General features: G+C 63.5%; 22 protein-coding genes. 3 read left to right on the plus strand and 19 right to left on the minus strand.

What is annotated here, in order from left to right:
- Positions 1-185: 185 nt before the first annotated feature.
- From H0W47_RS14340 to mutS, 3 genes are read right to left on the minus strand one after another with little or no spacing between them, the layout of a single operon-like run.
- A complete protein-coding gene (locus H0W47_RS14340) occupies positions 186-1028 on the minus strand; it encodes an alpha/beta hydrolase (RefSeq protein WP_296925564.1) in 843 nt (280 codons plus the stop codon).
- The gene (locus tag H0W47_RS14345; RefSeq protein ID WP_296925566.1) at positions 1028-1855 is read right to left on the minus strand and encodes a proteasome-type protease; all 828 of its coding nucleotides are present in this window, start codon (positions 1853-1855) and stop codon (positions 1028-1030) included. Before H0W47_RS14345 ends, H0W47_RS14340 begins: the two co-directional genes overlap by 1 nt.
- 15 nt (positions 1856-1870) lie before the next feature.
- On the minus strand, positions 1871-4423 hold the full coding sequence (gene mutS / locus H0W47_RS14350; RefSeq protein WP_296925589.1) for a DNA mismatch repair protein MutS: 2553 nt from the start codon (positions 4421-4423) through the stop codon (positions 1871-1873).
- A gap of 320 nt (positions 4424-4743) precedes the next feature.
- On the opposite strand from mutS, the gene H0W47_RS14355 reads away from it, so the two are divergent.
- The 3 genes from H0W47_RS14355 to H0W47_RS14365 all read left to right on the plus strand — a co-directional run bounded on the left by H0W47_RS14355 (position 4744) and on the right by H0W47_RS14365 (position 7764).
- Complete coding sequence (locus H0W47_RS14355) at positions 4744-6123, plus strand: NAD(P)/FAD-dependent oxidoreductase (protein ID WP_296925568.1); 1380 nt, start codon at positions 4744-4746, stop codon at positions 6121-6123.
- 84 nt (positions 6124-6207) lie between these two features.
- Entirely contained in the window at positions 6208-6942 is a 735-nt protein-coding gene (locus tag H0W47_RS14360; RefSeq protein WP_296925570.1) for a 1-acyl-sn-glycerol-3-phosphate acyltransferase, read from the plus strand.
- 33 nt (positions 6943-6975) lie between these two features.
- A complete protein-coding gene (locus H0W47_RS14365; RefSeq protein WP_296925572.1) occupies positions 6976-7764 on the plus strand; it encodes a glycosyltransferase family 2 protein in 789 nt (262 codons plus the stop codon).
- A gap of 53 nt (positions 7765-7817) precedes the next feature.
- Here the strand turns inward: H0W47_RS14365 and H0W47_RS14370 are convergent, their stop codons facing one another.
- The 16 genes from H0W47_RS14370 to H0W47_RS14445 all read right to left on the minus strand — a co-directional run.
- Complete coding sequence (locus H0W47_RS14370; RefSeq protein ID WP_296925573.1) at positions 7818-8579, minus strand: class I SAM-dependent methyltransferase; 762 nt, start codon at positions 8577-8579, stop codon at positions 7818-7820.
- A gap of 273 nt (positions 8580-8852) precedes the next feature.
- Positions 8853-9584 carry a 3-oxoacyl-ACP reductase FabG gene (gene fabG / locus H0W47_RS14375; protein ID WP_296925574.1) on the minus strand — a complete coding sequence of 244 codons (732 nt, stop codon included), beginning with the start codon at positions 9582-9584 and terminating at the stop codon, positions 8853-8855.
- Between the two features lie 24 nt (positions 9585-9608).
- Complete coding sequence (locus H0W47_RS14380) at positions 9609-10100, minus strand: 3-hydroxylacyl-ACP dehydratase (RefSeq protein WP_296925575.1); 492 nt, start codon at positions 10098-10100, stop codon at positions 9609-9611.
- Positions 10097-10921, minus strand: a complete 825-nt coding sequence (locus tag H0W47_RS14385; protein ID WP_296925576.1) for a beta-ketoacyl synthase chain length factor — start codon at positions 10919-10921, stop codon at positions 10097-10099. Before H0W47_RS14385 ends, H0W47_RS14380 begins: the two co-directional genes overlap by 4 nt.
- 15 nt (positions 10922-10936) lie before the next feature.
- Positions 10937-12133: a beta-ketoacyl-[acyl-carrier-protein] synthase family protein gene (locus H0W47_RS14390; RefSeq protein WP_296925591.1), complete on the minus strand. Its 1197-nt coding sequence runs from the start codon at positions 12131-12133 to the stop codon at positions 10937-10939.
- A gap of 57 nt (positions 12134-12190) precedes the next feature.
- Positions 12191-12931, minus strand: a complete 741-nt coding sequence (locus tag H0W47_RS14395; RefSeq protein WP_296925577.1) for a cyclopropane-fatty-acyl-phospholipid synthase family protein — start codon at positions 12929-12931, stop codon at positions 12191-12193.
- A gap of 80 nt (positions 12932-13011) precedes the next feature.
- Positions 13012-13710, minus strand: coding sequence for a phosphatase PAP2 family protein (locus tag H0W47_RS14400; RefSeq protein ID WP_296925578.1), 699 nt, complete (start codon positions 13708-13710; stop codon positions 13012-13014).
- Complete coding sequence (locus H0W47_RS14405) at positions 13707-14510, minus strand: polysaccharide deacetylase family protein (protein ID WP_296925579.1); 804 nt, start codon at positions 14508-14510, stop codon at positions 13707-13709. The genes H0W47_RS14400 and H0W47_RS14405 overlap by 4 nt, the downstream gene beginning before the upstream one ends.
- Positions 14503-16851, minus strand: coding sequence for an MMPL family transporter (locus tag H0W47_RS14410; protein WP_296925580.1), 2349 nt, complete (start codon positions 16849-16851; stop codon positions 14503-14505). Before H0W47_RS14410 ends, H0W47_RS14405 begins: the two co-directional genes overlap by 8 nt.
- Complete coding sequence (locus tag H0W47_RS14415) at positions 16848-17453, minus strand: LolA-related protein (RefSeq protein WP_296925581.1); 606 nt, start codon at positions 17451-17453, stop codon at positions 16848-16850. The genes H0W47_RS14410 and H0W47_RS14415 overlap by 4 nt, the downstream gene beginning before the upstream one ends.
- Positions 17446-18408: an acyl-CoA synthetase gene (locus H0W47_RS14420; RefSeq protein ID WP_296925582.1), complete on the minus strand. Its 963-nt coding sequence runs from the start codon at positions 18406-18408 to the stop codon at positions 17446-17448. The genes H0W47_RS14415 and H0W47_RS14420 overlap by 8 nt, the downstream gene beginning before the upstream one ends.
- Entirely contained in the window at positions 18405-18719 is a 315-nt protein-coding gene (locus H0W47_RS14425; protein WP_296925583.1) for a MaoC/PaaZ C-terminal domain-containing protein, read from the minus strand. The genes H0W47_RS14420 and H0W47_RS14425 overlap by 4 nt, the downstream gene beginning before the upstream one ends.
- Positions 18709-20085 carry an AMP-binding protein gene (locus H0W47_RS14430; protein ID WP_296925584.1) on the minus strand — a complete coding sequence of 459 codons (1377 nt, stop codon included), beginning with the start codon at positions 20083-20085 and terminating at the stop codon, positions 18709-18711. The genes H0W47_RS14425 and H0W47_RS14430 overlap by 11 nt, the downstream gene beginning before the upstream one ends.
- 6 nt (positions 20086-20091) lie before the next feature.
- The gene (locus H0W47_RS14435) at positions 20092-20751 is read right to left on the minus strand and encodes a hypothetical protein (protein WP_296925585.1); all 660 of its coding nucleotides are present in this window, start codon (positions 20749-20751) and stop codon (positions 20092-20094) included.
- A gap of 8 nt (positions 20752-20759) precedes the next feature.
- The gene (locus H0W47_RS14440) at positions 20760-21059 is read right to left on the minus strand and encodes a phosphopantetheine-binding protein (RefSeq protein ID WP_296925593.1); all 300 of its coding nucleotides are present in this window, start codon (positions 21057-21059) and stop codon (positions 20760-20762) included.
- 96 nt (positions 21060-21155) lie between these two features.
- On the minus strand, positions 21156-21347 hold a 192-nt coding region (locus H0W47_RS14445), incomplete at its 5' end, for a hypothetical protein (protein ID WP_296925587.1).

A 21347-nucleotide genomic window follows, 5' to 3' on the forward strand; every position in this document is an offset into this window, starting at 1 on the left:
GGACGGGAATCCCAACGAACGGTCATGTTTGCACGCGGTCGCAGCGCACGCGGCCAAATGAGGTCCCCCTCCATCGCCCAGCGGGGCAAGGGAGGCGCTAGGGGAGGGAGTGGGGACTCAGGTCCTGCTGTCCGTGGCATACACGGGCGGGACAGGCTCTGCCCGCAATGACAAATCCAGCCGGCTCAACCCATCATGTTGCGCAGCGAGGCCTCGATGGCCGCTGCGGTGACCACCGGTTTCTCCATGGGGAACAGGTGGCTGCCGTCGAGCATCATGATGCGGCCTTTGGTGACTTTTTCAGTCATGGCCATGCCGACCTGTTTCATTTCGGCCGACTGACGCCCGCCGATAAAAGCCACCGGACATTTGAGAGGATGGCGCTTGAGCAACCCTTCGAGGTTGTGCGGCAAGGTGTTGTAGATCGCGGTTTCGACATCACGGTCAAAACTGAGCATGCGCTGGTTGTCACCTTCGCCCTGCGCATCGTGGGTCCCGTATTCGATGTAGTCCAGCAACACCTGTTCGTCCCACTGTGCAAACGCTTTCTTGCTGCGGAAATGCGCCAGCACCTCGGTCTGGCCCAGCCACTGGTGCCTGCGCTTGCGGCTGACGGCGCCGGGCGAGATCGAGCCCACCAGCTGAGCGCGTTTGGCCACGCTGAGTGCGGCTGCACGCCAGCCGCCCAGGATGGGTGAATCGATCAGCAGCACGCCGCGCACTGGTTGGCCGCCCAGCTCCGGGTTGCGCGCCGCACACATCAGGCTCAAAAACCCGCCCAGCGAGTGGCCGACCAGAAACACGGGCTCGCCGGTTTTCACCACCGCGTCAGCGCTGAAGTCAGCCAGTTGCTGCACCAGATGCGGCCAGTTGCTGGTCACCGGGTAGCGCGGGTCGTGGCCGAACTTTTCAATCGCCCGCACCTGAAAGCCGCGTGCCTTCAGGCTCTGGAACAGTACGCCGTAGGTGCTGGCGGGAAAGCTGTTGCCGTGGGAAAAAACGATGAGAGGTTTGGATGCGACGGGCACTAAATGAGTTTTTCTTCGGGGGAAGTGATTTTTCTGAGCGGCTGGTTGCGCGTCAGCGGCGTTAGCAGCGGCACCTGGGTTTCCCCGCCGGTCCACATCGGGTCCTCGATGCTGTCAAAGACCTCGCGCAGCTTCTTGCCCCAGTTGTTGTGCAGCATGCGGAAATAGGGGTTCTCATGGTCGATACACACCACCTTGTCGCTTTTCAGTGCATCGGCCTCGTAGACCACCAGGTCCAGCGGCAAACCGACCGACAGGTTGGACTTGAGCGTGGAGTCCATGGATACCAGCGCGCACTTGGCAGCCTCGTCCAGCGGCGTGTCGGGTGTGATCACGCGGTCCAGCACCGGTTTTCCGTATTTGGATTCGCCGACCTGGAAGTAAGGCGTCTCGGGGGTGGCTTCGATGAAGTTGCCGGCCGAATACACCTGGAACAGACGCATGCCTTCGCCGCGGATCTGCCCGCCGAAAATCAGCGAGACGTTGAAGTCCACGCCGGCATGTTTGAGGTCTTCGGCGTCACGCTCATACACACGGCGGATGGCCGCACCCAGCACACGTGCTGCGTCGAACATGCTTTTGGCGTTCCAGATCGTGATAGGCGGGCCGCCGCCAGGATCCTTGAGCTGCTCAACCTGCAGGATTTCACGCACGGTTTGCGAGATCGACAGATTGCCAGCCGACAGCAGCACCATGAAGCGGTCTTTCGGCTTTTCATAAATGATCATCTTGCGGAAGGTGCTGATCTGGTCCAGCCCGGCGTTGGTCCGGGAGTCCGAGAGAAACACCAGGCCGGCGTTAAGTTTGATGGCGACGCAATAAGTCATGGAAGCGATGGTAGGTCAATCCGCAGCGGAAAGCTTTTTAAGTTGATAAAGGGTGTCGAGGGCTTCGCGTGGGCTCAAGGCGTCGGGGTCGATGCCGTGTAGCGCTTTTTCCACGGCGCTGGGTTCGGCGGCAGGCCGCTCGGGCGGTGGGGCAAACAGGTCGACCTGGGCGCGGGTGGCGTCCTGCTGGGTTTCCAGGGCGGCCAGCGCGTGGCGGGCGTGGTTGACCACCCCGGCCGGCACGCCGGCGAGCTTGGCCACAGCGATGCCGTAACTCTTGCTGGCCGGTCCCGGCTCGATGTGGTGCAAAAAGACAATGTCGGCGCCGGACTCGACCGCGCTGACGTGCACGTTGACCGCGGCATGGTGGCGCGCCGGAAACTCGGTCAGCTCGAAATAATGCGTGGCAAACAGCGTGAAGGCCTGGGTCTTGTTGTGCAAATGGGCGGCGATGCCGCCGGCCAGCGCCAAGCCGTCGAAGGTCGAGGTGCCCCGCCCGATTTCGTCCATCAACACCAGCGAATGGGGTGTGGCGGCGTGCAGGATTTGCGCGGCTTCCAGCATCTCCAGCATGAAGGTGGACTGCGCATTGGCAACGTCGTCGGCCGCGCCTATGCGGGTCAGGATGGCATCGATGGGACCGAGCCGGCAGGCGCTGGCCGGCACATACGAGCCTACACTGGCCAGCAGCACGATGATCGCGACCTGACGCATATAGGTCGATTTACCGCCCATGTTGGGGCCGGTGATGATCTGCATGCGGCTTTTTCCGCCCAGGTCGCAATCGTTGGCGATGAAGGCGCCGCCGCCGGTTTCACCCAAGCGTGCCTCGACCACCGGGTGCCGGCCTTCGCGGATGTCAATGCAGGGCTCCTTCGCAAACACCGGCGCGGCCCAGTTCAGGGTGAGTGAGCGTTCGGCCAGTCCACACAGTGCGTCCAGGCTGGCCAGTGCGCGCGCCATCCGGCTCAATGCCGGCACGAAGCGCTGCAGCTGGTCGAGCAGTTGTTCGTACAGCCATTTTTCGCGGGCCAGCGCGCGCTCCTGCGCCGACAGGGCCTTGTCCTCAAAGGCCTTGAGTTCGGGTGTGATGTAGCGCTCGGCGTTTTTCAGGGTCTGGCGGCGCCGGTAATCCTCAGGCACCTTGCTGGCCTGGCCCTGCGTGACCTCGATGTAGAAACCATGCACCTTGTTGAACTGCACCCGCAGGTTGGTGATGCCGGTGCGGGCGCGTTCGCGGCCTTCGAGCTCGAGCAGAAAGCCATCGCAGTTGGTCTGGATCGCGCGCAGCTCGTCGAGGTCGGCATCGCAGCCGTGGTTGATCACGCCGCCGTCGCGGATCAGCGCGGCGGGCTCGTCGAGCAGGTAGCGGCCGAGCAGGGCCGCACAGTTCGGGGGCGCCTGCAGATCGTCGAAAACAGTGGTCAAAAGTGCCGCTAGCCCTTGCTGGACGGGTGCAAGCTGCTCTGTTTTTTGTAGCGTCTGGCGCAGCGCGACGAGTTCGCGCGGGCGCACCTGGCGCAGGGCAATGCGCGCGGTGATGCGCTCGACGTCGCTGCTGCCGCGCAGCCCCGCGCGCAGCGTGTGATGCAGGCCGCCGCGCAGGGCGGTGACAGCGTCCAGCCGCGCCTGCGCCTGGTTGCGGTCGCGGCGCGGGCTGAGCAGCCAGCTCTTGAGGGCGCGGCTGCCCATGCCGGTGATGCAGGTGTCAATCAGCGAAAACAGCGTGGGCGAATCCTCGCCGCGCAGGTTTTGCGTGAGCTCCAGGTTGCGGCGCGTGGTCTGCGGCAGCTCGATCAGTTCGCCGGATCGCACCACTTGCAGGCTGTGCACATGCGGCAGGGTACGGCCCTGGGTGTGTTCGGCGTACCCGAGCAAGGCCGAAGCAGCGGCATGGGCGTCGGGCAAGGCGTCGGCGTTCCATGCGGCGAGTGACGCGACCTGCAACTGCGCCAGCAGGCGGCGCGCGCCGAGTGCAGCATCGAACTGCCAGGCCGGGCGGGCGCTGACGGCGCAGCGCTGGGTTTTCAGGCGCTGTTCAAAGGCGGGCGTAACCTCGACGTTGTACAGCAGCTCGCTGGGTCCAATCCGCGCGATCCAGGCCTCGATCTCGTCATTTGCACAGTGCGCCAGGTGGATCTCGCCCTGGGTGACGCTGAGCCAGGCCAGGCCGCAGCTGTTGCGCATGCCCTGGTGTACCGCCAGCAAAATCGATTCGTTCTTGTCATTGAGCAGCTCAGTATCGGTCAGAGTGCCGGGGGTGACGACGCGTACGACCTTGCGTTCGACCGGCCCCTTGGCGGTGGCCACGTCGCCGACCTGCTCGCAGATGGCCACCGACTCGCCGAGCTTGATCAGTTTGGCCAGATAGCCTTCGAGTGAGTGAAAGGGCACACCGGCCATGACCACCGGCTCGCCGGCCGACTGGCCGCGCCGCGTCAGCGTGATGTCGAGCAGGCGCGCGGCCTTTTCGGCATCGGCATAAAACAGCTCATAGAAGTCACCCATGCGGTACAGCAACAGCGTGTCCGGGTAGTCGGCCTTCAGCCCCAGATACTGGACCATCATGGGCGTGTGTTTTCCGCCCGCAGCGGGGGCGGTATCGGTGATTTCCGGCAGGGGGGCGGATTGGGAAAGGTTCACGGGAGCTTGGTGCGAGGCAAGGGCAGGCTGGGATCCAGGCGCGGGCGAGGCGGCGCAACAGCATGACCGGGCAAAATAATAGCACTTGCGCCGGCGCAGCCGGGCGGGCGGCGTGGCGCGCACACAAACAGAGCTGTGTAAAGGGATATTTCACTACAGATATTTCGTCCACCCCCGCTAAACTCAAGGACGCTACCGCACAAAAAGGCGTTCAGCCCAAAGAAAATGCCAACCAGGGATCTGTCATGACCGAGGAGTTCCATTCGCCCGCCCCTTCCAGCGCAGCACTGACCGAGTGTGATGTGCTGGTCATAGGTGGTGGCCCTGCCGGCGCCACTGCCAGCGCCCTGCTGGCGCAGCGCGGGCACAAGGTGGTGGTGCTTGAAAAAGAGCATCACCCGCGCTTTCACATTGGTGAGTCGCTGCTTCCCGCCAATTTGGCGCTGCTGGAAAAGCTCGGGGTGGCCGACGCCGTCAAGGCCATCGGCATGGAAAAGTGGGGCGCTGAATTTGTATCGCCCTGGCATGAGGCCAAAAGCCAGACTTTCGCATTTGCCGATGCCTGGGACAAGTCCATGCCCTTTTCCTACCAGGTGCGGCGCTCCGAATTCGACGAGATCCTGATCCGCAATGCGAGCCGGCTCGGCGCCGAGGTGATTGAGGGCTGCCGTGTCAAGGGCGTGGAGTTCGCGCGTGATGGCGGCAGCGCCACGGTGCAGGCGCAACACGACGACGGCAGCAACGCGAGCTGGCGTGCACGTTTTGTGATTGACGCCTCGGGGCGCGACACCGTGCTGGGCAAGCAGTTCGACATGAAGCGGCGCAACCCCAAACACAACAGCTCGGCGCTGTACGGCCACTTCACCGGCGCCACGCGCCACCCTGGCCAGGCCGAGGGCAACATCACGATTTTCTGGTTCGACCACGGCTGGTTCTGGTTCATTCCGCTGACCGACGGCTTCACCAGCGTGGGTGCCGTGGTCTGGCCGCATTACCTGAAGAGCCGCAGTAAACCGGTAAAGGACTTTTTCCTCGACACCATCGCCATGTGCCCGGCGCTCAGTGAACGCCTGGCCCATGCCACGCTGTCGTCGGACGTGGAAGCCACCGGCAACTTTTCCTATGCCTGCGAGCGCACGCACGGTCCCGGCTACGTCATGATCGGCGACGCCTTCACTTTCATTGACCCGGTGTTTTCGTCGGGCGTGATGCTGGCCATGCAGGGCGGCTTTGTCGGTGCCGAGACGGTGGATACCTGCCTGAGCGAGCCGGCCAAAGCTGCGTCAGCGCTGGCACATTTTGACCGTCAGGTGCGCAAGGGCCCGAAGGAGTTTTCGTGGTTTATCTACCGGGTGACCAACCCGACCATGCGCGACATGTTCATGGCGCCCAGCAATGTATGGCGCGTCAAGGAAGCCCTCTTGTCCATGCTCGCCGGCGACATCTTCGGCAAGACGCCGATCTGGCGTTCGCTGGCGATGCTCAAGGGCATTTTCTACATCGCTTCCGCGGCGAATTTCAAGCGATCCTGGCGGGCCATGCGCCTGCGCAAGGCCAATATTCGTGTCGTGGATACGGTGGACAAGCCTGAGGCGGCCATCCATGGTGCGTCAATGGTGCGCTGAGTCATGGACTACAAGCCGCACGTCCTCTTGGAGGATCCCCTGAAGATTCATGTCAGGCCCACTCGCCTGCATGAGAGTCTGCGCATGCACCTGGGCTATCTGGTACTCGGCCTGCTCTGCCTGGGTGTGACCTTGCTGGCCTTCCCGATGCGCGCGCTGCTGCCGCGCGCGATGAGCAAGCGCCTGGGCCGCCGGCTGGTGACCCACACCACGCGCGCCTATCTTCACTTTCTGACACGCATGGGCGCCTGCCGGTTTGATCTGTCTGAACTCGATGTGCTCAGGGAGGGCCCCGCTATGGTGATCGCGCCCAACCATCCCTGCCTGCTCGACGCCTTGATGATTTTGTCGCGCCTGCCCAATGCGGCCTGCATCATGAAAGCGGAACTGGTCAACAGCGTTTTCTTCGGCGCCGGCGCCCGGCTGGCTGGGTATATTCGCAATACGCCGCTGCGTACCATGGTGCAACTGGGCGTGAGCGATCTGGACCGGGGCAGCCATCTCCTGCTGTTCCCTGAGGGAACGCGGACCACGCGCTTTCCGGTGGGCGCCCTGCAGGGGACCACCGGGCTGATTGCGAAGAAGGCGGGCGTGCCCGTGCAGACGGTCTTCATTGAAACGGATTCGGGTTTTCTTGGCAAAGGCTGGTCCTTGTTATGGACGCCGAAGATGCCGATCACCTACCGGGTGCGGCTGGGCAAGCGCTTCGACCCGCCGCGTAATACGGCACAATTCGTCTGCGAACTTGAACATTACTTCCAGTCTGAACTTGCGCATGCGCAGTTGCCGGATTTTCCTGTCAAGGCGCCACCGGCCTGAGCCGCAGGTCCTGACTCCCCCTCGTTGATGCCGATGACCGTCTCTTCACCCAGCCCTTCCCCCAGCGCCTCGCTTTCCCATCTCGTCCTGATTCCCAGCTACAACCCCGGTCCCAAGGTCTACGACACCGTGCGCTCTGCACGCGCGCAGTGGACGCCGGTCTGGGTCGTGGTAGACGGCAGCACCGACGACAGTGCCGCCGGCCTGCAGGCCATGGCCGCGCAGGACCCCGGCCTGCATGTCATCGTGCTGCCGAAAAACGTGGGCAAGGGCGCTGCTGTGCTGCACGGTATCGACCGGGCCGCGGCCCAGGGTTTCACGCATGTGCTGACCATGGACTCCGATGGACAGCATCCGGCGCAACTGATTCCCGACTTCATGGCCAGGTCCAGCGCGGAACCTGCTGCGATGGTGCTCGGTGTCCCGGTATTTGCTGCGGACGCGCCGCGCTTGCGCGTCAACGGCCGCAAGGTGTCCAACGGTTGGGCCAACCTGGAAACCCTGTGGGCCGGCATTGGCGACTCGCTGTTCGGTTTTCGCGTGTACCCGATTGAACCCCTGCGACGTGTGATGCACGGCCAACGCTGGATGCGACGCTTCGATTTCGATCCCGAAGCGGTGGTGCGCATGTGCTGGCTGGGCGTCAAACCGGTCAATGTTCCGGCCACCGTCAAATACTTCCGTGCCGATGAGGGCGGCGTGTCGCACTTCAACTACCTGCGTGACAACCTGCTACTGAGCTGGATGCACTCGCGCCTGTTTCTGGGGTTTGTGCTACGTCTGCCGGTGTTGCTGGCGCGGCGGCTGTCCGGCGGCAGATGAATCCAGAACGACGCCGGGAGGCGCCGGCTGTGGGCCGGTCACTGCCACAGGTCTCAGCCTGGTTTGATCGCCTGGTATTCGGAAAACACACCTACTTCGAGGTGTTGCCTGACCTGCACCAGCCCGGCCGCGCTCAGGGTGGCCATCACCTGCTCCGGGGGAACGCAGGCTTCAATGCTGTCCCAGTAATAGCGCCAAATGGTTGCGGTGTCCTTCTGCCGGGAAACCAGTCGTGTCAGCAGCGGTATCACGCTGCGCATGTAGGTCTTGAGCAGCCACCGCCCCGGGGCGCTTTTGGCCTGCGTGATTTCCAGGATGCACAGGCGGCCGCCGGGCTTCAATACGCGCTGAAACTCGGCAAATGCCACCCCAAGGTCACTGATGTGCCGAAGCGCGTACCCCATGCTCAGGAAATCAAAATGGTTGTCCGGAAAGGGCAATGATTCGGCCCGGCCTTCCGTCAGTACCATGGTCTTGGGCAATTTGCTGGCGGCCATCATGCCGGGGCTGGGGTCGACCCCCGTCACCAGAGCAGGATCACCGGCCAGAAGGCAGGCTTGCGCAGCAACCAGTCCCGTGCCCACACCGACATCGATGACCCGCATACCCGCCTTCAAACCGCCGCGGATCAGGGCCTGGCGCCGATAGCGTGAGCCTGTGCCCCATGCCAGCATGGCCTCAATGCGGTCGTAGTCCGCCGCAGTGTCGTCAAAAATCTTGCGCAAATAGGCTTGGCGGTCTTGTTCGGTCTGGTAGTAGTCGGTCAGCGGGCCGTGCGGTGCGTGCGCCGCAGGGATGGGGGCGGAACTTTTCATGGGGAATTTCTTTCAACAGGTGCGCCATGTGACGGGCCAAGACCGGGACGGGAGCGTCGGCAAGATGACGGGAGCAGGCAGACGCCTGGGACGGGTGAAGGGGAAAGGGGACAAGGGACAAGGGACCAGGGACAAAGCGGCAGGTGCGGAGGGGGCAAACGCCCAACACGGGTTCAAGAATCCTTCCGGGAGTGGATAACCCAGCTTCGCGCCTTTCGACCCGCGAGTCAATCAGACAACTGCCCGGATCCGCTCAGATCCGCTCAGATCCGCTCAGATCATGCCGCCGTTGATGGAAATGACCTGGCCGCTGATGTAGGCCGAGCGTTCCGAGGCCAGAAACCCAACCAGGTCTGCCACCTCTTCGGCGGTGCCGGCCCGCTTCATCGGCACCATGCGATCAATGACGTCCTTGCTGAAGGCATCCTGGGTCATGGCGGTGTCGATGATGCCCGGCGCCACGGCATTGACGGTGATGCCGCGGCTGGCCACTTCAAGCGCCAGTGATTTGGTGGCCGCGTGCAATGCGCCTTTGGCAGCCGAATAGTTGACCTGCCCGCGGTTGCCGGCCACGGCAGCGACCGAGGTGATGGTGATGATGCGGCCCCAACGGGTCCGGATCATCGGCATGGTCAGTGGCTGGGTGACGTGGAAGAAGCCGTTGAGCGATACATCGAGCACGCGTTGCCACTGGGCCAGCTGCATGCCCGGAAACACCGCATCGTCGTGAATGCCGGCGTTGTTGACCAGCACCTGGATGGGGCCGTCCTCCAGCAAGGCTTCAAGCGCTGCCGCTGTCGCTGGCGCGTCGGTCACGTCGAAGGCCACAGCTTGGGCTTGGCCGCCCAGCGCGGCGATGTCTGCCACCACTACCTGCGCCTTGTCCAGGTTGCCGTTGGCATGGACGATGACGCTGTAGCCGTCGGCCGCAAGCCGCCTGCAGATGGCTGAACCGATGCCGCCGCTGCCTCCAGTGACAAGGGCGCGTTTTGAAGCAGTGGTCATGGACGTTCTCCTGAGGGCAAGGGTTCAGACGGGCGTGCCGGAGGGCAATGCGAGTGCCGAGGCGTCCAGCACCACCACTGCCCGCCCGCTGAGCAGCGCTGTGTCGCCGGCCGTCACGGAAAAGCTGTACAGCACGGTATTGTCGTCACCGGTGATGCGTTCGGCGCTGATCAGCAAGGGCGCAGAAACTGTGTCCAGCCGGTCGACATGCAGGCTCACGCTGCGAATGCTGGCCAGATAGCCGGCGCGCGGGGCCGTGGCTGCGTCCACGCCGGACATGCTTTCGCCCACCAGTGCGCCATGTACCGCCATGGCTTGCGCCGCGTATTCGACGCCGCAGGCCGCGCCCAGCCGGCCTTGCGCGCGCAAAGGGTTGGCGGGGGACTGGTGGCTGGTGGTCACGCACTGGATTTGCCTGTCGTCCCAGGCCGTGACCCCGTCCAGCAGGCACATGTTGCCTTGGTGCGGGATGCGGCACGCAATCTCGTCGCGGTTCAGTGTGCGCAGTGGCGTCATGGCCTTGCAACGTCCACGGCCAGTCTCATGGCGTCCAGATAGTCTAGTACCACCGTGGTGGTTTGCTGCACGGCGATGCGTTGCAACAAGGGCAGGGCGCGCGCAGCGGGGATGGTGTGGCGCAGGAATTCCAGTGCGGGATCGGTCAGCACGTCAACCGGTGCGTCGGTCAGGCAGTCGGCAGCCGACAGCGTGAGGCGTGCCAGGCTGCGTTCGCTGCGCTGTGGACTCAGCACCAGCGCGACGCCCAGCGTGTCGGACACCGGTCGTTTGCTGTACAGCGGCTCGGGGTAGTGAGTGTCATAGGCCACCAGCAGCACAGCGGTGTTGTCCACAGTGGCTTGGGCGATGGCTTCCAGCAGTCCCGCTGAAAAACTTCCGTCGTGGGCGCACAGTACTGACGAGGTCGGTGTTGCCCCGGTCGAAATGCTCCAGTAACCTGAGGCGGCGTTGTGCACCGAGTTGTGGAAGCGGGTCGGCGAGATCAACCGGTCGCTTGAAGCCAGCGTCGAGCAGATGTCATGGCAGTTCACGCCGTCACCGCTGGAAGAGGTAAACACCGATGGCAGGTCGGCCGCCTGCATCCCGGCAGCGTTCACGGCCTCATGGCCAACCGCCAGCGACACCTTGATGACGGCGCCGGCACGGCGACGTTCGGCGGCGGGCAGGGACATGGGAGACTGCAGCACGGTGGCCGCAGACACATAAGGCGACTGGCCCCGCAGTTTGTCCCGGCCGTCTTCCCAGTTGGACAGGCCAGGGCCCACCAGGCCGATGCCTTCCACAAATACCGTGAGGGCCGAAGTGTTGTTGGCGGTCATTGGTGCTTCCTGTCTCTAACTCGCGCGGGCGAGAACAAGGCTGCAGTTGGTGCCGCCGAAACCAAAGGAGTTGCTCAGCACGTGCTGCGGCGCCTGCTCGCGGTTGTGCAGCAGGTAGTTCACCGGCAAGTCAGGGTCCACGGTGTGCGTGTTGACGCCAGCCGGCATGAAGCCCTGCTGCAGGGCCAGGGCACTGATGACGGCTTCCAGGCCGCCGGCTGCACCCAGGGTGTGGCCGGTGGCGCCCTTGGTGGAGCTGCCGGGCAGCGCGTGCTTGCCAAACACCGAGGCCACGGCCTTGCCTTCGGTGGCGTCATTCGATGGCGTGGCCGTACCGTGCAGGTTGATGTAGTCGATCTGTCCGGGCTGCAGCCCCGCGCTGGCGAGCGCATGGCGCATGGCGGCGATGGCGCCCAGGCCCTCGGGGTGCGGCGACGACATGTGGTGGGCATCGCTGGACTCGCCGATCCCGCGCAGCAGGATCGCATCTGCATCCAGGCTTTCAGGCAGCTTTTCAAGCAGCACAAAAGCGGCTCCCTCGCCAATCGATATCCCCTTGCGCGCTGCGTCAAAGGGTTGGCAGGGCTGGCTTGAGAGCAGGTCCAGGGAATTGAACCCATACAGGGTGGTCAGGCACAGCGAGTCCACGCCACCCACCAGGGCGGCATCAATCAAGCCGGCGGCCATCATGCGCTGCGCCGACGCAAACACCTTGGCGCTGGAAGAGCAGGCCGAGGACACCGTCATGGCTGGACCTTCCAGCTGGAAAAAATGGCGCACAAAGGATGTGACGGAAAAAGGATTGTGGGTTTCGGCATACCTGAAACCAGCCGGAAGTTGGCCGGTTGCGGGATCGAGCTGGCGGTAGGCGATCTCAGTCTGCAGGATGCCTGAGGTGCTGGTACCGAGGAACACCCCGATGCGCTTGCGCCCGACGCGCGAAGCCAGGGCCCGCACGGCTTCGCCAAAGTGGTCTTGCCGAAGGCCGAGCTGGGCCAGGCGGTTGTTGCGGCAATCGTAGGCTTGCAGCGCCGCGGGCAACACCTCGTTGTCCACGCCTTCCACGGTGCCAGTCCAGGTGGCCAGATCAACGGAATCGAAGTCGCAGCGCTTGAGTCCGCTGCGCTCAGCCCGCAGCGCTGCCAGCGTCGGCTGCAGGCCCTGCCCGATACAGCTTGTTGCGGTGAAGTGGGAAAGCAGGAGGGGGCGCACAGTGCCTGTAGGGAAGCTGGGTGATGAATTCATGCTGGCATACGAGTAATTGGCCGCTCAGGCGGCGGGCAGGCGTGCCACCAGCAGCACATTGGCAAAAGGGGTGCCCTGGCTCATGGATCTGGCCTCAACCGCGAAACCCAGTTTTTGCAACACTGTTTTCCACTCCCCGATGGTGCGGCAGTGCAGCGTTCCCAGGCGATGGCCGCGCAAGGTCGTCACCACATGGTCCACCCAGTTGCTGATGGAAAAAGGCAAACCGGCAGCGGCATCGCCCACCCGCAGCAACAGCAGACCACCGGGCGCCAGCGACCGGCGCACACGATGCAACACTTCATCCTGCGCGGCGACCGGAACGTAGTGGAGCACATCCAGAATCACCACTGCGTCGGCTTGGTCGAATTCGGTGCGGCACATGTCTGCCTGCAGGAATTGGGCATGTCCTCCCTGGACGGCGCTGGCCAGGGCACGTTTTGCCCGTTCGACATCGTGGGCCATCAGCTCAACACCGCGCACGTTGGACACTGAAGGCGCGGGCAGCCAGGCGGTCGGCCACTGGCCGCGTGCGGCACAGGTTTTCGCGGCGAGCAGCCAGGAAGTCAGCAAACCCTGGCCGCAGCCGATGTCCAGGATGCGTGAACGGCCGGCCAGCAGGCCGGCGGCCAGCAAATGGACAAACACCGGGTCGCCGCCGAGCTTGCCTCGAGCGAACATCCAGGTGTAGAGACCAACCGGCTTGTAGGGCGCGGCTGCCAGGGAGATGAGGTTTTTGATGAAGGCCGAAGGCGTGGGATTCATGACTGGGTCGCGGGCAATGTGGCCAGATGAAGCTCGGCCAGATGGAAGATGTGGATGTGATGATTTTTACCGAACATGGGTCAGAGTGCGGTGGAAAACCTGTCCTGGCGGGTTTCGGCACCTTGTAAGTGGCGCCAGGACCACCACGCGGCGAACGCGCCCAGCGCTGACCCGGCCCACATGTCGACGGCCACATGCTGACGGGTCGCAACGGTGGAGTAAACGATGCCGATGCACCATAGCAGGTTGAACAGGCAGACCCACAGCGGGGCGCCAAAGCGGCGCAGCAGTTGATGCATCCAGAACCCCGAGAAAGCAGCGGTGGCGACATGCAGGGACGGGCAGGCATTGCCTGAAGCATCCATGTTCTTGAGGAAGTCCATGCCTGGGTACAGGGCCCAGTCGATATTGGGCACTGGAACGGTCGTGGGCCAGAAGTAAAAGATGATCAAGCCGGTCAGGCAGGTGCCAGCCATGGCCAGGGCGTAGATATATAGTTCACGCCGGTTGGCCAGCAACGCGGGTGGCAGAGACACATACACCCACAGCGAGACATACAGGGGCAGCGCCATGGGTTGAAAACTGATCCATCGGTCCAGCCATGTGAGCGGCATCACGGTGACGGGATAGGCAGGATTTTTGAGGACGTAGAAGTAAGCGGCAAAAAAAACAGCAATAAAAACCGGTATGCCAATACTTTTCAGGACCAGGTCCTGGGGCACAAGCCGTGCAGCTTGGCGGTACCAGGACAGGCTTTTCTGATGCAGGGGTGTGTTCATGCGAGAGCCTGGGACAGGGTGACGGGCCGCAAGTGGGCGGCCGCAGCGGATTCGAGAACCATGGGCAAAACTTCGAGGATGACCGGCACGCCGGCGTCGGTCCTGGCGGCGTTGCCGTCATGCAGCAGCAGGATGGCGCCGGCCTTCAGGTCGTGCAGCAATCTGGCTGCGACTTGCGCCGCATCGCCGACCCGGGTGTCAAAGCCACGTGCCGACCAGCTCGCCAGGCGCAACCCGAGCCGCGTGAGCACCATGTCGAGAAAGGGGTTGCGCAGGCCTGCAGGCGCTCGAAAAAACTGCGGCCGCTGGCCGGTGATCGCTGCCAGGGTGTCTTGCGCGGCCTGGAGCTCCCGCGTCATGCCGCGCGGGCCCATGACTGAAAAATGGTGGCGGTGATGCTGGCTGTGATTTTCAACCGCATGGCCGCGGCGCACGATTTCCCGGCAAAGATCCGGATAACGAGCTGCTTTGACGCCGATGCAGAAAAAAGTGGCGCGGGCGCCGTAACGGTCCAGCAGGTCGAGCACCTGCGGCGTGACGAGCGGATCAGGCCCGTCGTCGATGGTCAGGGCGATTTCGTTTCGGGCGGCGGCCGCTGCGGGCAGCCCCGTCCAGTTCGGCCCCAGCCAGTGGCTGCGCGGCCACAGGCCGACTGCGGCCACCAGTCCGTGGTTGAGGACCACTGCGCCCAGTGCCCAGGGCCAGAGCCCGGGTTGCGCCAGCACAAGGGCCAGCGCCAGCCCGTGCAGCACGATGGACGCACGGATCAATGGGGGCAGCCGCCAGGATGAATCAGGCATGGGACGGTTTCGCAAAAATGGCCGCGTATACCAGCGCCAGGATGACACCCGGCGCCACGGTCACTCCCAGAGCTTGCAGGATGGATACATTGGAGAATGCCAGCAAACCGAAGCCTGCGACGGTTGTCAGATTGGCAAAAAGCATGGAAGCCAGCGTGCGCGGTGCAATCGGGGAATGCGGGTCGGGTCGATCAAAAAACAGGGCGTAGTTTGAGCCCACCGCAACCACCAACAGCAGGCCCACCAGGTGAAGAATGATCAGTTGCTGGCCGAGGAGGGCCAGGCCTGCCGTCACCGTGACGACCGCCGCGGCCAGCGGTAGGGTGATGCGCAGAACACGCACGGGTGAGCGGAAAACGAGCAACAGCAAGCCAATGATGACAGCCAGACCTCCCAGGGAGAGAAGGGCGACTTCATTGAGGTAACCCGAATACAGGCTGTCGGATTCTGCCTTCATGTCCACAAATAGCACATCGGGCAAACCGGTGACTCCCAGCGCGGCGCGAAGCTCGCCGGCGTTGATGTCGCCACCTTCAGGCGCCCTGAGCGGCAGCAGGGCAGTCCAGCCGCGCGCCTGCTGCAGCAGCAACGCATCCACGGCCATGGCCATCGATGTCTGCGCCAGGTCGCCAGGCTGCAACAAAGGCCCGTTGCGGGTGGCTTCCACATCAGCCAGAAAAGGTGCGAACAGCTGCGCACGCACCGGCAGCCCCTCGACGGCCTGCGCCAGGCGCGCCTGCAACAGCGCGGTGGCAGGCAGGCTGGACTGGCGGGCTTGTTGGGTGGCCTGGCTGGGCAGGTAGCGGCTGGGGCTCTCGAAACCGGCGAGCCGGCCCTGGTCCACCTGGGTTTGGAGCACGCTGGACACCTGTCCTGCAGTGTGCAGGACGGCTTCCCTGCTGCTGCCGGAAACCACCACCAGGTAGCGCACGTCCGGCGCGCCCATGTCGGTACGCAGGCGTTCGTCAAGCGCCACATCGGCCTGGGAAACAGGGCTCAGGGCCGAGATTTTTTCATTCAGCAGACGGTCATGCTTGACGGCCAGGACCGCGCAGGCTGCCAGCACGATGACGGCAGCCGGCCAGCGCAGTGCGCTTGCGCGACGAACCAGCCGGCTCAACACGCGCCCAATGCCGGTCACGTCATGGATGCGGAACCCGGCGGGCAGCATATGCGGAAGGACAAAACGTGTCATGGCGGCCGCAGCGAGCAGGCCGGTGATCGCATACAGGCCAAGCTGCGCCAGTCCTGGAAAACCTGATAGCAGCAGCGACGAAAAGCCGGCGATGGATGTCAGCACGCCCAGCCGGATGGTTGGCCAGAAGCGCTGAACCCAGCTCTGCTGATCGGTGCTGCCCTGCTCCGATTGGACGAACAGATAGATGGAATAATCCACCGCCTCGCCGATCAGCGCTGTGCCGAATCCGAGAGTAATGCCGTGCACCGTCCCAAAGCCGAGGCTGACCGCTGCGATGCCCGCCACAACGCCGCTGATGACCGGCAACATGCCCAGCGCGAGTGCGCTGAAAGACCGGTAAGCCAGCAGTAGGATGGTCGCAATGATCAGAAAGCTGATGATAGACAGTCGGCTGACCTGGCTTTTGATGGTTTCCCGAGAGGTAACCGAAAACACGCCGGGACCGGTCATCACCAGCTTCGCGTCGGGGCTTTGCGCGCTACCCGTGTTGAATGCCTGCCGGATGGCTGCCATGGCGTTTTCCTGGGCATCGGTGTCGGAGCCGGACGCGCGTGTCTGTACCAATAGCAGCGCGCGCGCGCCATCACGCGAGGCCCAGGCGCCGTCCATCATCGGAGGCTGGCTGGCGCTGCCCAGTTGATCAAGCAGTTGCACCATTTCGCCGCTCGGGTCGCGCGGCAGCAGGGACTTGACGAGTAACCCGGCGGGTGAGGCCAGAAGGTCTATGCTTTCCGCGAGTGCGCTGTGCAGGCCTTCGGTGTTGAAGCGTTCGGGGGTCACTGCGGGGCTCAGCAAATAGCGGTTGTTGAAAAGGAAAGCCTGGTCGCGCTCCTTGTTCACCGGTTCGCCATTGTTCACGGTGACAAAAGCCGGGTCGACGCGCAGGATCCGTGCAACCTGTTTGGACAGGCGCGCGCGCGCAGGTGCGTCGGCGCCCTCGATGCCCACCAGGATCAGGCGCGAGGCCAGGCCGTCCTTCAGCTGGTCCATCAGCAACTGCTGCTCGGCGGTGGGCGTGCGCGGAAGAAAGGCCGACAGGTCTGTGGTGAACTGGGTCCGACTGATGATGGCACTACAGGCCAGCAAAAAGGCGAGCCAGAGCCAGACCGGCAAAACATCCCGTCGGAACCAACGTACCGTCATGATTTGGACATGGGGGTGATCGTCATCACCGAGCGGTCCTTGTCAGACTGCTCGATTTCGATGGTTTTGACCTCGGCGTGGCTGCCGCCTATGCGTATGCGCTGCACCACGTCGAGCATTTTGGTTTCGACCGGTCGCAGTATCAGCGTCCAGCGTTCCTGGCTGCCCTCGAGATCGAGGTTGTAGATGCGCCTGAGCGCTGCCATGTCACCAGCCAACGTGCCGCGTATGCTTTCGGTGAAGGCCACCAGCTCGGGGTGGTCCTGCAGGCGCAGCGTCATGCGGCGCTTGTTGCGCTCGACCGTCAGTGTGCCGTTTTCAATCAGCATCGATTCGGGCCTGGGCTTGAGGGTGCGTTTTTCCAGCCGGTCCGGTGCGGTATACAGCAGTTCACCCGAGGATTCGACCGGTTTGTCGAGCAGCGCGATGTATTTCTTCTCAACGAAGTTGGCGCGGCCCGACTTGTTTTGCGCCAGGCCCTGCATCAATTGCGTGACGTCCCAGGCGGCCAGTACCGGCGAGGCCATCAGGCCCAGCCACAGGCCGACGCCTGCCACAAGCGCGGAAAAGCGGAGCGATTTCATACGGTGGGTGTCATCCATAGGGTGTTACCGGGCTTGCTTCGGGCCGGGCCGGGGCGGCCTGCCAGAAGTTGAAAAAATTGAACCAGTTGTAGGGGGTGACGCGGCAATGCGACTCGAGCAACTGGGCATAACGCACCATCGCGGCCTGCAGTGCGACTTCGCGTTCCCCCGTCGGGATGGTTGAAAAATCCGCCAGCGTTTCAAAATGAATATCGTAGCGATTGCCGCCACCGTACAACCCGACCATGAACAGAACTGGCCGCCGCAGGATGGCCGCCATGCGGAAGGGGCCCACCGGGAACTCGGCGGACTCTCCCAAAAATGGAACCGACCGGGTGCTGTCGTGGTTCAGGCAACGGTCGGCCAGCATGCCGACCACGCTTCCGCCTTCTATCAGTTCATGCACCTTGAGCATGGAGTCGGCATGGCCCAGTGCCACGATGTCCTGCTGTGCCGCAGGATTGATCGCACCGAGTGCTGCATTGATCTTGCGGGCGTTGTCCTCAAACATCACCATGGCCACGCGCATCCCGGGCCTGCGCCGCCCGATGGAGCGCAGCACTTCAAAACTGCCCATGTGTGCGCCCATCAGGAAGACCCCTTTCCTGTCGGCCGTCAGATTCGTGATCAGGTGCTCCTGGTGGATGTGGATGTCGAACTGATTGAAGCGATCGTTGATCAGGTAAACCCGGTCGTGGACGCAGGAGGCAAAACTGAAGAAGTGCCGGAACACATGCCGCCATCCGACGCGAGGCTGATCCAGCGCGCGCTGCAGGTAGTCGCGGGACGCGCGGCGCGCTGCGGCGTTGGCCAGCAAAAAATAGGCAGCGATACCGTACAGCACACAGCGCCCCGCAGCACGGCCCAGACGTAGCGATATCCAGGTCATGACCCGCAGCATCAACATGTTGCTGCGTTCCGGCCGCTGCCGCCAGCTGGCCTGTGCAGGCCTTTTGTTGGTGACCTCGCTCATGCCGTGCTGCCGAAAACGAGGACCCCGCCCGCCACCTGGCGGCCGGGGCCGTTGATGCCAAACCGGACCTGCCCCTTGCCCGTGTCGCTCCATGAAAGGCTCAGAATCTCACCCGGCGACACCGGGCTGAGGAACTTTGCCGAGTTGACCTGGCAAGCGGTAACGCCACCGCCGCTGGCCGCCAGGGCCTGCTGCACCGCGTGCACGGCCGCGTCGAGCAGCAGCACGCCCGGCACGATGGCCCGGCCTGGAAAGTGGCCGGCAAAAGCCGGGTGGTCGGCTGCAAAGCTCAGGCTGGTCTCACCCTGCATGTGGATGGCCTTTCTGGTGCGCGTGGGCCAGGGATTGCAGCACTTCACGCGGCAGTTTGCCGGTGCTGTTGCGCGGCAGGACGTCGAGCAGCACCAGAGGGCGCGGCAGGAAGGTGGAGTCAATGCGCTTTTTCAGCGCTGCATGCAACGCCGCCTGGGTCATCCCCGGCGCCACCGCAAAAGCCATCAGGCGCACAACGGCGTTGTGATCACTGTCGTCAGGCATGAAAAAAGAGCCATCCTGCACCCCTTCGATACTGAGCAACTGGTGGTTCAGGTAGTCCAGCGAATTGCGCTTGCCGGCAATATTGATGAGGTCGCTCAGCCGCCCGTGCAGGAAGAAGTGGTGAGCGTCGACAGGCTCGATTACATCGTTCATGGGCATGACCTGATGAACATGGCCGCCGCAGGCCCACATGCGGTCGTCGTGAGGCGTGAGGGTGACCAGTGGAAACAGCTCCCACTGGTCGGTCTGCGCGCTACGGCGCGATGCAATCTGCCCGGTTTCGGTGGAGCCATAAATCTCGAACAGAGGGGCGGCGAAACGTGATTCACAACTTTGAGCCAGGGCGGGCGGCATGGGCGCGGTTGCCGACACCACCAGGTCCAGGGCCGGCAGTTCAACGCCGGACGCCAGCAGCACCCGCAAATGCACCGGTGTGGTCACCAGCACACGTGGCCGGGGAACGGACTGCAGCGCGCTAACGATGTCCGCCGGGTAGAAGGGCTGACCGGCGTGAATGGCCGCGCCGCTTTGCAGCGGCAACAGCACGGTCGATTCAAAGCCAAACATGTGCTGCGGCGGAACGGTGCCCACGGCGCTGTAAGGCCGGCGTTTGCCGGGCTCCAGCCCCAGGCGCATCGCTTCGGCCCGCGCGCTGTGAACCAGCGAACCCCAGGTTTTGCGGTGCGGCTGCGGCAGCCCGGTAGATCCCGAGGTGAAGACGTCGGCCACAGGCTGGTTACCCGGTATCAGAGGGACGTCACTGGCTCCAGTGGTGTCCGCATCGGCATGGGCTGTAGCGAACGCATCCTGGTATACAAATTCGGGGAGGTCGATAGCGTGGGGCGCGTCGGCCAGGCAAAACACATCAGGAGCCAACGCTTGCAACTGGCGGATCATTTCCGGCGTGTGGGTGGGCGGCAGCAAGCTGATTTTCCCCGTCAGCAGGGCGGCCCCCAGACCGACGGCGAAATGGTAGCGGTCGCTACAGGCGTTGAGCATGTGCTGGCCGGGCGGCAGTGCCGCAGCCAGGTGTCGCACGTCGGCCAGGTAGCGGCGCACAGTGATGCTTTCGCCATAGCGCCAAGCCACGACATCGTCGCTGCGATCATGAGAAACAAGGGCAAAATGGGTGACTGACATGGCGTTTCAGGTTGGCGGCGGTGCGGCGCCCGATTGGGTCTGCCGCCAGGCGCGTATCGCCTCCAGCGGCCCGGATCGGTCGGACGCCGGAAGCAGGAGGATGCGTACGCCATACTCTGCGGCGAACATCAGGATCAGCAGGGGCAGGTTCAGCAGATTGGCAAATACTGACCAGACGGCCACCGGCGCCAGCCAGAAAAGCAGTAGCGACAGGCTGGTCATGAGCGAAAAATAAAGCGTCCAGGCCCAGGTCACCTGACGGGTATACCGTTCGAGCGCAGGCGACAGGCTGCCATGGACCACGGCCGCAAAACGCGACACCATAGGCACCTGCCCAGCGCGCAGGCTGCGGCCGAAGGCCAGGCCCAGCAGGCCCTGCATGCCGGCGTGCTGCAGCAGGAACACCCAGTTGAAGTGCTGAATCAGCCACTGGCGCGAAGCGTACAGGGCGGCGCAGACGGCCAGACACAGCAACAGCATCCAGAACCGCTGGGGCGAGCGCCAGGCCAGCACCGCGCCCAGCGCCAGTGGCGTGGCCATGGCGACGGAGGCGTCCAGCAGGTCGGGATTCGGATCGGCTGAAGCGAAATGCGACAACACCGCATAAGCGATGCAAAAGCCGGCAATGGCTGCCCAGCGGATGCCACGCAGCAGATTTGCCGTCAAGCCGGGGTTCACTTTGTTCTTTGCAGCGCGATGTGATTGCTCAGGCTGCGCAGCGACTGGAAGATGACGGTGTTGTCTTCGTGGTCCGCGCGCAGTTGCAGGCCATAACGTTTGGAGACGACCAGCGCGATCTCGAGGATGTCGATCGAATCAAGACCCAGGCCGTCACCGTACAGCGGATCGTCGGGCTGAATGTCGACAGCGGCGGTTTCCAGGTTGAGCGCGGAAACGACCAGCTCGGCGACTTCGCGCATCAACGCCGAATCGGCAACCGCTGGTGCGGAGGTGGACGGGGAAGAGTCTGACATCGTGGACATGAACCTTGTTTCTGGGGGTTTTTCGGAGGGCGGCGCCGCAGCAACCAGGCCCTGTTTCGGTGATGTTTTGATGGTAACTGACATTGTTCAGGTAAAGCAGTGGTCATGTAGGCTCTTAGCCCAGCGGTACGTCAGCGACTGACGAGAAAAATGAAAAAGGCTACCGGCGGCCGGCCTTGCATTTCGCACCCCGAAGAGAGCCTGAATCAGCGCAAAAAAACACCCCACCCATGCCAGAGCGCCGCAGGCAGCCATGTTTTCGTTGGCGAACATAGGGGC

It is taken from the genome of Polaromonas sp. (assembly GCF_013817205.1).
In the GTDB taxonomy this organism is placed as follows: domain Bacteria; phylum Pseudomonadota; class Gammaproteobacteria; order Burkholderiales; family Burkholderiaceae_C; genus Polaromonas.

Bases quoted from the DNA above. Each gene is read 5' to 3' on its own strand.
- H0W47_RS14385 (WP_296925576.1), bottom strand. From the start codon at position 10,921: ATGACCGCCAACAACACTTCGGCCCTCACGGTATTTGTGGAAGGCATC.
- H0W47_RS14400 (WP_296925578.1), bottom strand. From the start codon at position 13,710: ATGAACACACCCCTGCATCAGAAAAGCCTGTCCTGGTACCGCCAAGCT.
- H0W47_RS14430 (WP_296925584.1), bottom strand. From the start codon at position 20,085: ATGTCAGTCACCCATTTTGCCCTTGTTTCTCATGATCGCAGCGACGAT.
- H0W47_RS14395 (WP_296925577.1), bottom strand. From the start codon at position 12,931: ATGAATCCCACGCCTTCGGCCTTCATCAAAAACCTCATCTCCCTGGCA.
- H0W47_RS14410 (WP_296925580.1), bottom strand. From the start codon at position 16,851: ATGACGGTACGTTGGTTCCGACGGGATGTTTTGCCGGTCTGGCTCTGG.
- H0W47_RS14425 (WP_296925583.1), bottom strand. From the start codon at position 18,719: ATGCAGGGTGAGACCAGCCTGAGCTTTGCAGCCGACCACCCGGCTTTT.
- H0W47_RS14360 (WP_296925570.1), top strand. From the start codon at position 6,208: ATGCACCTGGGCTATCTGGTACTCGGCCTGCTCTGCCTGGGTGTGACC.
- H0W47_RS14365 (WP_296925572.1), top strand. From the start codon at position 6,976: ATGACCGTCTCTTCACCCAGCCCTTCCCCCAGCGCCTCGCTTTCCCAT.
- H0W47_RS14405 (WP_296925579.1), bottom strand. From the start codon at position 14,510: ATGCCTGATTCATCCTGGCGGCTGCCCCCATTGATCCGTGCGTCCATC.
- H0W47_RS14415 (WP_296925581.1), bottom strand. From the start codon at position 17,453: ATGGATGACACCCACCGTATGAAATCGCTCCGCTTTTCCGCGCTTGTG.
- H0W47_RS14440 (WP_296925593.1), bottom strand. From the start codon at position 21,059: ATGTCAGACTCTTCCCCGTCCACCTCCGCACCAGCGGTTGCCGATTCG.
- fabG (WP_296925574.1), bottom strand. From the start codon at position 9,584: ATGACCACTGCTTCAAAACGCGCCCTTGTCACTGGAGGCAGCGGCGGC.
- H0W47_RS14345 (WP_296925566.1), bottom strand. From the start codon at position 1,855: ATGACTTATTGCGTCGCCATCAAACTTAACGCCGGCCTGGTGTTTCTC.
- H0W47_RS14355 (WP_296925568.1), top strand. From the start codon at position 4,744: ATGACCGAGGAGTTCCATTCGCCCGCCCCTTCCAGCGCAGCACTGACC.
- H0W47_RS14380 (WP_296925575.1), bottom strand. From the start codon at position 10,100: ATGACGCCACTGCGCACACTGAACCGCGACGAGATTGCGTGCCGCATC.
- mutS (WP_296925589.1), bottom strand. From the start codon at position 4,423: ATGATGGTCCAGTATCTGGGGCTGAAGGCCGACTACCCGGACACGCTG.
- H0W47_RS14420 (WP_296925582.1), bottom strand. From the start codon at position 18,408: ATGAGCGAGGTCACCAACAAAAGGCCTGCACAGGCCAGCTGGCGGCAG.
- H0W47_RS14370 (WP_296925573.1), bottom strand. From the start codon at position 8,579: ATGAAAAGTTCCGCCCCCATCCCTGCGGCGCACGCACCGCACGGCCCG.